This window comes from Streptomyces blattellae, assembly GCF_009709555.1.
Taxonomy (GTDB): domain Bacteria; phylum Actinomycetota; class Actinomycetes; order Streptomycetales; family Streptomycetaceae; genus Streptomyces; species Streptomyces blattellae.
The window spans coordinates 1-14,582 of record NZ_WJBG01000178.1; the positions used below are offsets into that span (position 1 = coordinate 1).

A 14,582-nucleotide genomic window follows, 5' to 3' on the forward strand; every position below is an offset into this window, starting at 1 on the left:
CGAGCCGACCTGGGCGCCGATGACGGCGTGGGTGCCGCATTCGCTGACCGCGACCAGGTGGGCCTTGGGGAAGGCGGATGCCTTCGGGCCCGATCCGCAGCGGCCGAAGCGGGCCGCGTTCTCAGCGGTGTCCGCGACGTCCAGGCTGGTGCCGTCCAGCGCGACCAGGCGCATGCCGGCCAGCCAGGCGCCGCGGGTGCCCGGCTGGGCCACCGGCACCGCGGCCCGTTCGAACAGCAGCCGCATCGGTTCGGCCCCCAGCCGCTGCCTGGCCTGGGTGAGCGCCGACGGTCCGGGCACCTTCCAGACCCGCTCCCACGAGGCCAGTGCCACCAGCCCTCCGGCGAGCTTGCGCATGACCTCCTCGTAGGAGTCCCTGAAGAACAGCGACAGCGCGAGCACGAAACGGATCACCACGTGTGCGGGCAGCAGCCGGACCCGCTTCTCCTGGCGTCCGGTCGCTGCCAGGACCTCATCCAGCAGCTCTCTGGGGAAGGCGTCCGTCAGCACTCCCAGCGCGATGTGGTCCGTCAACAGCCCGCCGGCCTCGGGCACTTCCGTCTTCGTCTGAGCGCCAGTCACTCGCCGACCCTACCGACCCACGACCAGCCGACAGGGCACCAGCGGACGACTCAGCACCCGCTAACTGAACGGCATTGGCTCTTGGTTTCCCGGCGGCGAGCAGGGAGACAATGACCTCGGTTGCCCGACATTGCGTACGCCGTCGTGAGAGGTGTGTTGCTTGGTTTCGTCGCGTCCAAAGACAGGCTCCGGCTCGCAGAACACCCAGCAGGTCGAAGACACGATCAACCGCACCCTGGCCAAGGCACCTGCTGAGCAGAGACGGCTCGCGGACGGCCGTAAGACGGAAGCCGTCTTGATCGGTATGGTCCGCGAGTGGGAGGAGATTCGCGGCGGCAGTTTCGAGTGCCGCCCTACCGGCAGTCGGTGGGCTCATCTCTCCGACGACTCATGGGCGATCGGCGACTTCCGCCCCCTCGGACTGAGTACGGACCTCTGCGCCATCAGTGACCACGCGATGGCCCGTACCTTCGCCTCCGGCTACCGAGAATCCGTCGTCGGAAACGCACCGCCGGTGTCCCACTGGAGCACCGTCACCATGCTGGAAGACGTCATTCCCGTCATGCTGGCGGTCCTCGATCGCGAGCTGACCGGCGCGGTCGGCTGCCTCGACTGGTACCTGCGGACTCCGTGCTGGTCTCCCCTGTGCCGACAGCACCCAGGCGACGGCGATACATCCTTCTGCGGCTCGCCGAGCTGCGCCTTGGCCACACCTGAAACGCCGTGCGACTGCGTCTGTGGCGGCATGAACCACGGGATGGGAGTGGAGGCACTTCAGGCTCTGCGTCCGGGAGCACCCGACTGGTCCTCCGCGCCGGCACCGGCGTGGCATCCGGGCGCTGGCACCGTGGAAGTCGATCGCGCGGATGGACGAGTCGCCGGGCGTGACCCTTTCGGTCGGCACGGCGCTCGCGTACGGCCCCAGTCATCGGCGTGGACCTCGCCTGCGGTCGGCGCTCCGCGCAACCCCTGAGACAGGAATGGCCGCCCGTGACGCATGAACTGGTCGCCATCTGCGATGCGTGCAAGCAAACCATTGCCGACGGCGATGGCAGCCTCTGGGTGGACATGGCGGAGATCGAACAGGCGACGACCAATGAACGCGCCTGGGAACAGCTCGAAGCCGAGCAACCCGAGCGCGGTGTCCTGACCTTCTCGGGCGAGAGCCTCCAGTCCTACCCGGACCCCGCGCACTGGCGCGTTCACCAGCACTCCTGCGACCCGGCCCCCAACGCCAACTCGCACGCCATTGAAATCCACCGCTGTCGAAGCTGGGCCGATCTCGTCTGGTGGACGGCCCACCTCCTGGGCAAGGCGTGGCTCCCCCGCACCGACTGGGACGAGCTCCTCCAGGAGGCAGCTGAAGCCGGGCAGACGCGGATCACACCCGTCACGTCTCCGACACTTCATCGGTGATTCCGCACGGCACGGCCACGGCATTCCCCTCAACGACAAGAAGCCGGGACTTCATGAGCCTCGCTACGCTTCCTACTTGCCTACTGGGAGCATGAGATTGAAAGTGCGGGCGACGAATGAGCGGGATTGCCTGGCCCGAGGACCCCAAGGCGTTCGAGAAGGGCGTCGCTGTCTTACTGAGCCGGATGCACCCCGACATCCAGCGAATCGACGGCGCCGGAGGTGATGGCGGCCGGGATGCGCAGTTGACCGATCACGACGGACTGCACGTCTTCGAGATGAAGTCGTTCACCGGCCGGATGACGGACGGACGCAGGAACCAGGTGGAGTCATCCCTCGCGCGAGCAGCCAGGCTCAGGCCCGTCACCTGGGACTTGGTCGTTCCCATCGATCCAACCCCTGGCGAGTTGCAGTGGTTCAACACACTGCGTGCGCAGTATCCATTCGAGCTCGAGTGGCGTGGCGCCGCGTGGATCGAGGCGCGGTTGACCGAGCATCCGCAAGTCCGCAGGTTCTACTTCGCCAACGCCATGGCCGAGACGGAGGAGTTGTTGCGGCAGTTGGTCCCAGAGCGGGGTCCGATCGCCAACGTCGGGGAGGCCGTGCAGCGGATGCGCCGCATGATCGAGCGGCTGGCTGAACTGGAACCGCACTACCAGTTCAGGATGACTGCGGGACCGGGGGCGGACAGCATGGTAGAGATGCTTCCTGCATATCCTGGCGCCGTACAGGACCGGCCAGCCGGCTTCTGGGTGGCCTTCGCGGATACCCCCGAGGCTAAGGAGACCGCGCAGGCGTGGGAACGTGCCATCGCCTTCGGCGACGCCGTCGAGGTGCCCGGCGAGCACATCGCAGACTTCCGGGTGAACGGGCCTGCTGTCTTGGGAATCCCCCACGGGCAGCCCGGCCCCGGGATGAGGCTGAGGGTCGCGGCTCACGAGGTCCCTGCTGACCACACGGCGCATCTGGTGGTCACGGACGCGCAAGGCCAGCGCATGGCGGTACTCGGGCTGCGGATGACGGGGTTGCGCATGGGCACCCGTGGCAGTGTCCTGAGCGGCACCGACGTCACCGGGTCGTACGAATGCCAGCTGCGGATGGACCACAGCGCCGGCGCACTCCAGATCAAGCTGAAGTACGAGGCCGTGGACCGACTGCGGCCTACCGCCAGACTGGAGGCTGTCCGGTTCGCTGCTTCACTGCTCCCACACCACACGCTGGACGTTATGCTCGCGGGCCAACCGCTCACCGAGTCTGTACCTGTGCCGACGACGGAAGGAATGGACCAGCGTGCAGCGGATACCATGATCGAACTGCTGGAGCAGTTGGCCGCGATCGAGAAGTTGGCCGTGACCACATTCGAACTCCCCATGGACATCCCGCGCGACGACAAGGCGGCCGTCCGTACCGCTTACGCCCTTCTCACTGGTCGTACCGCCGAAGTCGACGCCACCATGACAGCCACACTCACCGCTGACGACACTCCTCAGATCCGTAAGCTCGCAGCCACCAATGGGCTTGTCCGGGGGACCGGGCTCGTGGACGACTACCGTGTCGAGATCCTCGGCCAGAGCATCCCAATTGGCCCTGTCACTATGGAGACACCGCCTTTGCAGGTCACGGGAGTCCGCCCCGCAGATGACGGACTTGAACTGTCTGTAAGGACCGCACCCGATCACGCCGACCAGCCCGTCCGCCTCACCCGCTACAACTCCGCTGAGCAGCAGCCTGAGGGGTTTGATCCCATCGAGTAATTCGCGCTGGGTGGGAGTGAGTCGTCCCACCGTGTTCCCCCTGTACCCGGTGACGGCACCAGGTACAGGGGGCTTCGGCAGACCACGCAGGGGAGCGGCCTGGAGTCAGACGGGCCGCACCGGTTGATGGGCGACGTTCTCCCCCGTCATGCAGCCAGTGGCAGTGCCTCCTCTGCCTGAGCAGGGGACGAGAGGAGGGGGAAGGCGCAGTCCTCAGGGCGTCGGCCCAGCCGCTGTATGGTGACTGCCGCGAGCAGCGCCAGTCCCGGGCCGCTCACCGGCGAGCGTTCCATCCCCACGTAGAAGATCCCGTCCTCGTCGGGCTCGATGTCTACGCGGTCGAAGCTGACGGACAGGGCAGCGCAGTACCCCCACAGGTCCGCCCGCAGGCCGCTGGGGATGTCCGTGCGGACCCAGACCAGGGGGTGCGGTGCTCCCTGGTCGTCGTAGCCGATCGTGACCGCGGCACCCACTCCGTCGGGAAGCGGATATGCCTCCTCCGGGATGTCCTCGGCCGTGCCGGCGAGTGCGTCGGTGATCAGCGTGCGCAGTGCGGCGATCACCTCCTCGTCGCTGCGCCAACCATGCAGCGGCTCGTAGGTGGAGCCTTCGTAGAGGTCGCGCACGTCCTCGATCTGCTTCGGGCGTACCTCGGGTGGTTCGACAGCTGAGCATTCCTCCGGATCAACTTCCTCCAGGAAGGTTTCAGCGAAGGTCACCCCCTCCTCCGAGTCCACTGTGATGGCGGCCCAGCCGTGACTGATGTACTCGGAGAACAGCCGCCGGATGCAGTGCTTCTTCGTTTCCTCGGACAATCCGGGGGCCGTGAAGACGGCGATCTGGCCGCGGAGGGCGATGAGCCATGCCTGGTGGTCGTGGATCAGCTCCTTCTCGGAGAACGTCGCGCCCAGGGCATCGCCCAGGACCTCGACCGGCAGAGCCCATGCGTCATGTGCCAGCAGTGGGCACGCGGCCTGCTCTGGTGCCGGAGCCAACAGGGGCGGCGCACCATTGCCGGACTGGTTCTCGCATACTCGGGCGCTGTTTGTGGCCGTGCGATCTGAATTGAGTGCCACGGTGCTTCCTTTCGCCGAAAAATTGAACAAAGCCAGTCTTCGGGCGCAAGCCGCACGGTGCCGCATATAGTTGGAAAAGCTCTTCTCGTGTGATCTGCACCTGCCAGGCTGGGAGCCCCGAGCACCGGAGGAGTCGTGGCTTCGCCAGCTGGACATACTCTTTTGCATCAGGAGTCGACGGCTGTAGCCCGCCTGGCTGAGGAGGTGCGCGTGAAGAGCACCAGTTCTCCGCTGACGAGCACTGCCGCCCGCCGCCGTCGAACACTTGCCCACCTGTCGCCGATATTCGACGTGCACCTGAACCGGGCGAGGAACTCGTCGAGCGTGCAATGGGCGGCGTACGATTTCGTCGCCTTGATCCAGTCGTGCGTGGACACGATCGCGCTGTCTTCCGGGCTGGAGGGCAATCTCGGTGCCCCTCGTGACGAGGTGCTCTCCAGCATGGCCCGCGTCACCAGCAGCATGGCTCCGCACCGCCCCGCTGAGGAACACGCGCACGTCGCCCGGCATCTCCTCGACCACCTCCTGCGCCACGACGAGCCGACCCCGTACTTCACCGTGGAGTACGCGGATCCCGACTCGGGCTGGCAGCCGGTGCCCCTTCAGGTACGTGTGTTGTACGAGACGCTGGCCGCCGACGGACGCACTCTGCACGTCAACGCCGACAACACTGCCGTAACCCTGCTGCTCATCGCGACCAACCGGTCACTGGAGGACGAGCATGAAGCGGTGATCGCAGTCATGAGGGCGCAGGCCGAGAGCGGGCGTCTGGACGCCGCGATCGACTCGGCAGAGGATGCCCTGACGCTGTCACGAACCTACGCGGCAAACGTCCGTCGCATGATCGCCGAGGCCGAGCGTGACGTGACCCGCGTCGACTATCTGAGGGTCCTCCGGCCCGAACTCCTAGCCGCAGCTGCGCATCTGGAGCGACGCATCAGCGTCGACGGCACTTTGCTGCGGCACCTGGAGAACCTGCGGGCCGACGCGTCCGAGGAGCAGGAGCCTCTGGCGGTCCGGCAGTTGTCCGTAGCCGCTTCGCGGCTCGGTGACGCGGTGGAGACCCTGGCCGTGTTGCAGACCGATGTGATCGGGGCCGCTCCGCGCTGGCGTGAGGCCCAGGCCGCGCAGGCGTTCAGCGCTGTGCCGGTGAGCGAGATCGACCCGACAGCGGACGTACTGTCGGCGCTGCTGGGCGGCCTGCCTTTGCCTCGTGGTGCCGAGTTGTCTCCACCGGCTCCGCGGGTGCTGTTGGATGTCGCGACGCTCGCGGACCGACTTGTCGTACCGCCGAAGCAGGTGCCGGAGCCGGATGCGGCGCCCATTGTGGACGAGCCGCTCGAAGACGCTGACGGGGTGTACGAGCAGTTCCCGGAGCAGTTCCACGATGTGGCCCATGTGCTGCGGGCCCATCGGATCATGCCTGGCGCCAAGGCTCGGCTGACCGACTTGCTGGCCGATGCCGACCGGCTGTTCGCCTCCGAGGGGCCGTCTGCCGTCGTAGACGAGATGGTCACCGTCGTCGGGGGTTCACGTGACACCGCCCGCCGCAGGCTGCGGCTGCTGCTCGCGCTCGACGCGATGATGCTCTGGCGTCCCGACGGCCGGCCGGAGGGTTCGGACGAGTGGTGGGCGCTGGATGACGGGATACGAGGGGTGCTCACAGACCTGGACGTTCCCGATCTGCTCGTCTGTCGGAAAGGGGACGAAAATGACGGCTCGTGACGACGCGAGGGATGTCGGCCTCCTTCTCAGGTACGGCCTCGACCCCGCCATGTCCCCAGCCCGCCATGACCTCTACAGCCGACTCCTGGACCGCTTCCACACCGACCCTGACCTGCGCACCGCCTTCGACGAGACGGCCGACGGCCTCGGCCTGCGAGTACTGACCGCCGATCGCTCAGCGGGCCTCGTGCTGATCGCTGAACCCACCTCGCCCCTGGCGGTGACGGACACCAGCCACTGGCTCCGCATCCGGGGAACAGCTGATCGGCTGGTGTACGGGCTGGCCCTCGGCGGAGCGACGGCTTGGTGCTATCCGACCCCTCGTGCGGTGCGCGAGCCAGGTACGCGGCGCGTCACCGCCCTGGATGTCGACCGCCTCGTACGCGAACACGCGGCGGCTATCGAGGGGGAAGAGATCACGCTCGACGGCGGGCTCGGCGAGGCATGGCGCGAGTACGCCACCAACCGCAAACAGGTCGCTCTGACATCGAGTGGCCGCCTCCAAGCGGGACTGCACGGTGCGGATGTGTGAGGACGTGCTGCTGATGCTCGCGGCCTTCGGACTGGTCATGGTCGACAGGACGATTCCGCCTCCGCGCGCTGAGCTGAAGGTGTGGCGTTCCACGGACCGCTTCCGCGCCCACGTCGCGACCGCCGGAGGCCCTCTCGTGTGGCAGACGATCATCGGTTCGCAGGCGCCGGAAGGACACCGAAAGGACAGCCACGGTCAGTCCGCCCACACCGGTCATGGCAAGCCCTTCGACGACGAGAGGGGCGAGTGATGCAAACGGGCTGGCGACTCGAGCGCACCTACCTGGCAGGCGCGGGCTTCCCCGAGTCACGGCTGGAGGGGCTCAGCATCAACTGGTCGGATCCCTTCGAGCCGACCGGGCATGCCGCGCTGTGGGCCGACAACGGCACGGGAAAGACGACTATCACGGCTCTGCGTTTCGGACTGTACCTGCCGCACGCGAGGGACTTCATCCGCGGTGAATCCGACCGGTCCCTGGCGAAGCTGGTGCGCTCGGGCGATGTCTGTCATGTGGTCGAGCAGGCCACCCGAGTCGTGGACGGCGAACTCCAGCGCATCGTCATGGGCATGGTGGCCGACTGGGCAGACGGCGGTACTCAAGACGTCGACAACCCGCGCAGACTGCAGCGCGACTTCTACGGATGGGTGACCTACGGCTCGGGTCCGACCATTGAGGACCTGCCGTTCCGTACCAGCGTCGGCCGACGTGCGACCCACGCGCAGTTCGTGGAGGCGGTGCGAGGGATGTTGCCCGGCGGCGGCGCGCTCCCGCCGCATCGCCCGTCAGACCACCAACGGACCTGGGGCAACTGGCTGGCCGCCGCCGGAGTCGACGTGGAGCAGTTGCGGTTCCAGTCCGAGATGAACGCCTCGGAAGGCGGCGTCGATCATGTGATGCGGTTCCCTGACTCCGACGCCTGCGTCCGGTGGCTCATCGGCGCGACCACCCCGACCACGGCCGTCGAGCAGATCGGCAAGAGCATCGAAGTCCTGCGGGCGAACGCCGCCGCGCGGCCCCGATGGTCCGACGAACTCGCCTTGTGGGAGAGCCTCACCGAACCGTTGCTACGCCTCGCGATCGCACATGATCAGGTCGCCGCTCACAGGCGGGCGGTGGCCACCGCTGAGGCGAACGCCGCGACTGTGGTGGCCGACTCCGAGGCGACCCTGGACGAGCTGGCCGCCGAGGAGGCCAGTTCCGGCGAGAAGCACGAGGAGCACGAACGCCTACGCAGAGAGGCGGGCGCGACGGCACGCAGGGCACAGGCACACCGGTTGCGCATGCGGCTGAGAGCGGCCGAACTCAGGGCCGACGCCGCCGCAGTCCTCGCGGACAAGCGTCGCGCGGACCGCGACCGTTCGGTCCGCGAGCTGGCTGCATGGCGACTCGTCCAAGACGTACTCGCCGCCAACACAGCCAGAACTCATCTGGCCGGGCTCAAGGCGCGTCTTGAGGCTGCCGAAAAACACACCGCGGAGCTTCGCGAGGAGGAACAGCAGCACCTGCACGCCCTCGCCCGGCTCCTTACCGACCACCGCGACCGTGCCGCCACCGACCTTCGTACCGCCGAGGAGCAACAGGAACGGTCAGCCACTGCCCTGATGACGGCCCAGGACGAACAACGGAAGGCTGTGGCGGCCCACGCGACGGCCGCCGAGCAGGTCCGGCATGTCGGTGAGCAGATCACCAATTCCGAGCGAACCCTCTCCGAGGCAGTGACCGCCGGTCTGATTCGCGATGGTGCGGATCCGGACGTCGTGGAAGCCGAATGGGAGGAGAAAGCCGCTTCGGCACTGAGGAACCGCGAGGCGGCTGACGAAACGCTCAAGGCCGTCGACAAACAGGCTGACGCCCAGCGGAAGGCCATGTCAAAGGCCCAGAACACGGTCGTCGCCGCCCAGCACGACGTGGAGAGCGCAACGCGCCAGCTACGGCAAGTAAACGACAGAGTCCGCGCTCTGGAGGATGACGAACGCGTACGGGACGCCGTCGGCGACAGCGGCATCGAGGTGTGGACCGCCCGATCAGCACTCACGGACGCACTGAGCCAACGCGCCGAGACGGCCGACAGAGACGCCGCCGAGGGACGCGCCGCCGCCGACGAGGCCCGGCGCACCCTCGACGCGGTCGGGGCCGACGGTCTGCTTCCGGCATCTGCATTGGTCGACGAGGCCGTCAGACGCTGCCAGGACGCCGATGTGCCGGCCTGGCCGGGATGGCGGTGGCTGGCAGACACAATGACCTCTCAAGCCGCCCTGTCCTTCGCGACGGCACGTCCCGACATCGCGTCCGGCGTGGTGGTCTCCCACTCCGACTACTTCCACCGCGCCCTCGACGCTATCGGCGATCTCGACACCGACACGGCGGTATGGGTCGGTGCCGTCCTCGACCCAGAGGCCGCAGTATCACGGAGTGCGGCCGACCACACCGACGGAACACTCGCCCGTGTCCTGCTCCCGCACCCGGGTACCTACGACCGGGAGGCGGCTCGTGACATGGTCGCCGCCGCCGAGAACGCGCTGGCCTCGGCCACTCTGCGCCTTCAGGAAGCCGGTCAGCGTGCCACCGACGCCCGCAGCGCCCTCGCGGCCCTGACCCAGTTCTGGATGGACCTCCCCGAGGACCCGCGTACCACTATCCAGGAGAAGATCCGGTCCGCTCAGGAACGGGTGGAAGCAGCCCGAAGCGATGAACAAACCGCGGCGAACGTGCTCCAGGATCTCGCCCGGCTCAAGGAGGAGCACCAAGCCGCACGGGATGCCGCACAAGACCTCATCGACCGCGCGACCGAGAAGTGGCGACTCCTCATCCCGGTGATCAGTGCTGCCAGCGCCCTCTCCAGTGCCCGTGAGAAGCTGCCGGGCCTGCGCACAGCCGAGGCCGAGCACCGCCGCCGCGTCGGCCAACTCGGCAAGGAGCTACCGGACCTCGCCATCGCTGTCGATCGGGCACGCGACCTCGTACGCACCCACACACGCCGCCGGGACGACGCGGCCGACAAACTACGCAGCGCAGGACTGTCGGCCACTACCGACGGCCCCGTCCCCACCGATGACGCGCCCACCATCCGAGCGCGCCTGGAAAGCGTCATATCGGCCCTGGAGGACGCGGCGGTCGACCCGGAACTCCGCCAGCGGATCACCGACACCAGGCAACGCCTCGCGGACCTGGACGCGAAATTGGACGCCGACATCGACCAGCGGCGTCTGGCCGAGCGGTTCGCCGGCACCGATGACGCACGGCATCCTGTCGCGCTTGACACGGCGACCCGCCGATCCGAGGAGCGCGAGGCGGAAGCCCGCGAGGAGTACGCGAAGGCGTGGCAGGCCGCGGAAACAGCCAAGCAGGAACAGCAACGGCAGGCCGAGGACCGGGCAGACCGCTCCTCCCCGGACATCGAGGGATTCCCGTCAGCCGATCAGGTCGCGGAGGCCGACGAAGCCGAGAGGTTCGCCGACCAACTCGCCGAACTGGCGGCCCAGTCACTGCTCACCCAGCGCTCCGAGGAACAACTCGCCCGGAACGCGGAGAACGCTGCGACGGCGGCCCGCCAGTCAGCCCAGCTGGTCGAGGCACGCGTGAGCGCGCTGCGCTACCTCGCCGACCCGGCACTGACCGGCCGCCGTGCGGATGACATCGCCGCACTCACCACCCGGATCTCGGCCGTCTCCGAACGCGTCCGCGAGTCACGAAAGCACCTGACGGACAGCGAGCAGGCTCGACAGGCGGAAGCCGGCATAGTCCGAGCGCATGCCAACAGCCCGCAGGCGCGCAAGGTCGAGGCCGCGGAGGACTCCCGCGTCATCGACCTGATCTCACGACTGCGCGGCGACGAACAGTTGCCTGCCGAGTCCGAACGCATTGCGGGAGAACTCGAACAACGGGCTGTCTCGCTGAGGGACGACCTGGACCGACATGACCGTGACGTCCACACCTGCGCGGTCATGCTGCACGTTCAGGCGTCACGTGCGCTCGACCGGCTTCGCGCCTACCAGAACCAGTCCCGACTACCGGATGGTCTGGGCGAGTGGTCCGAGCGGCGCTTCGTCGTCATCGAGCACGAAAAGGTTCCGGCTGACGAATCCGTCGCCATCGACCGCGTGGCCCGTGTAGTCCACGCCCTGCTGACGCCTGGCGCCGGCCGGTCGGACGCGCAGTCCCTGCTGTTCGCCGCCGCCCGGGCGTTGGTTGACGCTCCTTTCAGGGTGCGCCTGCTCAAACCGCATATCGACCTCTCCCTCGACCGCGTCGACGTCGCCGAACTGAAGAACTTCTCCGGTGGTCAGCGGGTGACCGCAGGCGTCCTCCTGTACGCCACGATGACGAGAGTCCGCGCCCTCTCAGACACCACCTCGGTCGGCTGGCTATGGCTGGACAATCCGTTCGGACAGGCATCCGCGGATCAGTTCGTCCGGACGATGCGACGCGCCGCCGACCAGCTCGGCCTGCAGCTTCTGTTCACCGCCGCGCCCAAAGACAAAGGGGCGCTGTCGATGTTCGACCGCACCATCATGCTTGGCCGGCGCTCCCGCCCGTCCTCGGGCGAGAAGGTCGTCGTTGTCGACGACGGACCCCACGAATTGGTTGATCTGGTCCTCGTACAACGCGACGTCAGGGCGGTGCTTGGCGAATGAGTCACATCGACCTGGCGGCGTTGATCGCTGCCCTTGACCCTGACGGGCGGGGTGGTCGCCGCCACACCGACGACGTCGCCGCCGCAATCGGCGTGCAGAACCCTGGAATCGAGGCGTCCGCGCTGCCCGAAGTTGTCCACGACACGATCAAGCGCGGTGAGCGGGAAGGACTGTGGTCGGCAAGCCGGACCACGACCGTACGCCGGGGACGAACAGTCCTACCCAAAGCCGTAACCCTACTGGGGGTGGCCCGTCCCTCCGACAAGCTGCTGCCCGTCGGCGTGCCTATGCGCAGTGAACTCGCCGACTGGGCAGCCACGCTTCGTCTCTCCGCGACACAGCGACAGCTTCTCCTGGCCGTCAACGACTGGCTCCGGCGTACCGGCGGCGGAAGGGTCCCGGTCGTCTCCGTCTCCGAACGGGCCTACGAACTCCTCCTCGACGAGAAGGCGTTCGACACCAATCCTCCACGTGGGGGCAGCACTCTATGGGCGCCCGACCGGCTGACGTTCGAGCTGCTGCGCTGCGAGCGGCTGCCGACTCCTCTCGTCTGGGAGCCGGTCACCTCGGAGATCGGCCAATCAGGCGCCGTAGTCTGCGTCGAGAACCACGCCGCCTTCCGCACGCTCCTCCGCGTTCTGCGGGCCCGCACTGTCCCACCCTGGGCCGCCGTCGCCTGGGTCCAGGGCCGCAACACCGCACCCCTGGAGTCTCTTGCGGCGCTGCCCTTCCCGGTCACACGTCTGGATTACCTCGGCGACCTGGACGCCGCAGGTCTCCAGATCGCCATCACGGCCTGCGCCACTGCCGAGCGTGCCGGTATTCCGGCAGGACCGGCCGAGCGGCTCTGGACTCTGCTCGTCACCCAGCCCCCGCGCCCAGCTCGTCCCACCTCGGAGGCCACGGCCCGGGAGCTGGTCGCATGGCTCCCCGCCCCAGTCCGCGATCAGGCACGCAACCTTCTGGTCACCGGCCAAGCGGTTCCGCAGGAGGCCCTTCGCTTCGACGTGCTCAGGGACGCGCCGCTGGCACATTGATCCGGGACTCGGGAGATCTGGCCGCTGGCCCCGGTCTGCGGCGTAGCCTCGCTTACTCACCGCAGCCGCCTGCGGTCACGCCCTGGCTTCCCTGCCCATCCCTCGCCGGCCGGGCTGATACAAATCCTCCTTGACCAGGCAGAACAGCTGCACCTCTGGTTGCAGTTTTGGTTGCATTCACCCCCGTCCGGAGGCGTACGCCGACTGTCCAGCGAACCGCTCCACCGCAGGTCAGAACGTCCCCGTCCCTCCCCGAACCCTCGGACGAACAGTTGGAAAGCGTGTTGGGGGCAACCCCTCACGAGTTCGAATCTCGTATCCTCCGCAGCCGCCTAATGGGAGCTGCCGGGTCGGAGAGACTCGGTGCCGTAGCCGCCAGCAGGTGAGCACTTATGTCGCCGGAACCACTGTGAGTTCTGTGGTCAGACCGTGCCCCTGCTGGTTGGCCGGAAGGCCATGACCGCTGATGGGGTGGCGTGCCCGCCGAGCTGAGCGTGAGCACTGGATCCATTAGGCCGCGTGCCGTGTCTTCCGCGGGCTGCATGACCGGGAAGTACCTGACCTGGAGGATGAGTTGCTGCTGATCGGCGACGACTGGGCCGAGGACCACCACGATGTCGAAGTCCAGGACACCACCGGCCGCCGCCTCGCGACCGCAAGGTTGCCCGAGGGCGCGGACGGTATCACCAAGCTCCACGAGCTTGTGGCGAAGCATGCGGGTGAGGACCTCGTCCCCTGCGACGTGATCGTCGGGATCGAGACGGACCGCGGCACCTGGGTGCAGGCCCTGCTTGCGGCCGGCTACCGGGTCTACGCGATCAACCCTCGGCAGGTCGCCCGGTTCAAGGAGCGGTACAGCACCTCCGGCGCCAAGAGCGACAGAGGCGACGCCCACGCGCTGGCCGACATGGTCCGCATCGACCGCGACCAGCTGCGGCCCATCGCCGGCGACAGCGACCAGGCCCAGGCCGTCAAGGTCGTCGCCCGCGCCCACCAGACCCTGATCTGGGAACGCACCCGCACCTTCCAACGACTGCGCAACACGCTGCGCGAGTACTTCCCCGCAGCCCTGAACGCCTACGCGAGCCTGGAGCTGACCAGCACCGACGCGCTGGAACTGCTCATCAAGGCGCCCACCCCCCAGGCGGCGGCCAGGCTCACCCGCATCCAGATCACCGCCATCTTGGCCCGCGCCCGACGCCACAACCGGGACCAGAAGGCCGGGGCCATCCAGGCCGCCTTGCGCGAGAAGCACCTGGAACTGCCCGAGCCGGTGGCCGCCGCCTACGGGGCCACCACGACCGCCCATGCTCGTCTCCTGATCGCCCTCAACGAACAGATAGCCGCGATGGAAGAGCAGGTGAAGGCGCATTTTCTCGCGCACCCGGACGCTGAGATCTACCTCTCCATGCCCGGCATCGGAGAGATCACCGGCGCCCGGGTGCTCGCCGAGTTCGGGGACGATCCCACCCGTTACAGCTCCGCCAAGGCCCGCAAGAACTACGCCGGAACCAGCCCCGTTACCCGGGCCTCCGGCAAGAGCCACACCGTCCAGGCCCGCTACGTGCGCAACAACCGGCTCGCCGACGCGCTTCAGCGCCAGGCGTTCTCCGCCCTGCGGGCCTCACCCGGCGCCCGCCGGTACTACGACAAGCAGCGAGCCCGCGAGGCCGGCTACAACTCTGCCCTCCGCCAGGTCGGCAACAGGCTCGTCGGCATCCTCCACGGATGCCTCAAGACCCGCACCCTCTACGACGAAGCAACCGCCTGGTCGCACCACGCACAACCCCATACCGCTTGACACCAAACGACATGGGGTGTCTGA

General features: G+C 67.7%; 10 protein-coding genes. 8 read left to right on the forward strand and 2 right to left on the reverse strand.

Translation table 11 applies throughout. The features are described 5' to 3' along the window. The coding region (locus GFH49_RS23060; RefSeq protein WP_196218103.1) for a transposase domain-containing protein at window positions 1-582 on the reverse strand (582 nt) is incomplete at its 3' end. Window positions 583-1,572: 990 nt separating this feature from the next. On the opposite strand from GFH49_RS23060, the gene GFH49_RS23065 reads away from it, so the two are divergent. Both GFH49_RS23065 and GFH49_RS23070 read left to right on the forward strand, forming a co-directional pair. Continuing rightward, window positions 1,573-1,998, forward strand: coding sequence for a hypothetical protein (locus GFH49_RS23065; protein ID WP_155057987.1), 426 nt, complete (start codon window positions 1,573-1,575; stop codon window positions 1,996-1,998). Window positions 1,999-2,114: 116 nt separating this feature from the next. Further along, window positions 2,115-3,752 (forward strand): amino acid adenylation domain-containing protein, encoded by a 1,638-nt coding sequence (locus GFH49_RS23070; protein ID WP_155057988.1) that lies wholly within the window; start codon window positions 2,115-2,117, stop codon window positions 3,750-3,752. A gap of 146 nt (window positions 3,753-3,898) precedes the next feature. Here GFH49_RS23070 and GFH49_RS23075 read toward each other — a convergent pair whose 3' ends face one another. Continuing rightward, window positions 3,899-4,747, reverse strand: coding sequence for a hypothetical protein (locus tag GFH49_RS23075; protein WP_155057989.1), 849 nt, complete (start codon window positions 4,745-4,747; stop codon window positions 3,899-3,901). Between the two features lie 291 nt (window positions 4,748-5,038). Here GFH49_RS23075 and GFH49_RS23080 point away from each other — a divergent pair, with 291 nt between their 5' ends. The 6 genes from GFH49_RS23080 (at window position 5,039) to GFH49_RS23105 (ending at window position 14,558) form a co-directional block, all read left to right on the forward strand. Further along, the gene (locus GFH49_RS23080) at window positions 5,039-6,553 is read left to right on the forward strand and encodes a hypothetical protein (protein WP_155057990.1); all 1,515 of its coding nucleotides are present in this window, start codon (window positions 5,039-5,041) and stop codon (window positions 6,551-6,553) included. Beyond that, the gene (locus GFH49_RS23085) at window positions 6,540-7,085 is read left to right on the forward strand and encodes a hypothetical protein (protein ID WP_155057991.1); all 546 of its coding nucleotides are present in this window, start codon (window positions 6,540-6,542) and stop codon (window positions 7,083-7,085) included. Before GFH49_RS23080 ends, GFH49_RS23085 begins: the two co-directional genes overlap by 14 nt. Continuing rightward, entirely contained in the window at window positions 7,078-7,335 is a 258-nt protein-coding gene (locus GFH49_RS23090; protein ID WP_155057992.1) for a hypothetical protein, read from the forward strand. Before GFH49_RS23085 ends, GFH49_RS23090 begins: the two co-directional genes overlap by 8 nt. Beyond that, entirely contained in the window at window positions 7,335-11,720 is a 4,386-nt protein-coding gene (locus GFH49_RS23095) for a coiled-coil domain-containing protein (RefSeq protein ID WP_155057993.1), read from the forward strand. Before GFH49_RS23090 ends, GFH49_RS23095 begins: the two co-directional genes overlap by 1 nt. After that, window positions 11,717-12,757, forward strand: coding sequence for a hypothetical protein (locus GFH49_RS23100; protein ID WP_155057994.1), 1,041 nt, complete (start codon window positions 11,717-11,719; stop codon window positions 12,755-12,757). Before GFH49_RS23095 ends, GFH49_RS23100 begins: the two co-directional genes overlap by 4 nt. A gap of 574 nt (window positions 12,758-13,331) precedes the next feature. After that, window positions 13,332-14,558, forward strand: a complete 1,227-nt coding sequence (locus GFH49_RS23105; RefSeq protein ID WP_155053965.1) for an IS110 family RNA-guided transposase — start codon at window positions 13,332-13,334, stop codon at window positions 14,556-14,558. The last annotated feature ends 24 nt before the right edge of the window (window positions 14,559-14,582 follow it).

What these genes read in the sequence shown, in the direction of transcription:
- GFH49_RS23100 (WP_155057994.1), top strand. Translation starts at nt 11,717, where the DNA reads ATGAGTCACATCGACCTGGCGGCGTTGATCGCTGCCCTTGACCCTGAC.
- GFH49_RS23070 (WP_155057988.1), top strand. Translation starts at nt 2,115, where the DNA reads ATGAGCGGGATTGCCTGGCCCGAGGACCCCAAGGCGTTCGAGAAGGGC.
- GFH49_RS23085 (WP_155057991.1), top strand. Translation starts at nt 6,540, where the DNA reads ATGACGGCTCGTGACGACGCGAGGGATGTCGGCCTCCTTCTCAGGTAC.
- GFH49_RS23095 (WP_155057993.1), top strand. Translation starts at nt 7,335, where the DNA reads ATGCAAACGGGCTGGCGACTCGAGCGCACCTACCTGGCAGGCGCGGGC.
- GFH49_RS23090 (WP_155057992.1), top strand. Translation starts at nt 7,078, where the DNA reads ATGTGTGAGGACGTGCTGCTGATGCTCGCGGCCTTCGGACTGGTCATG.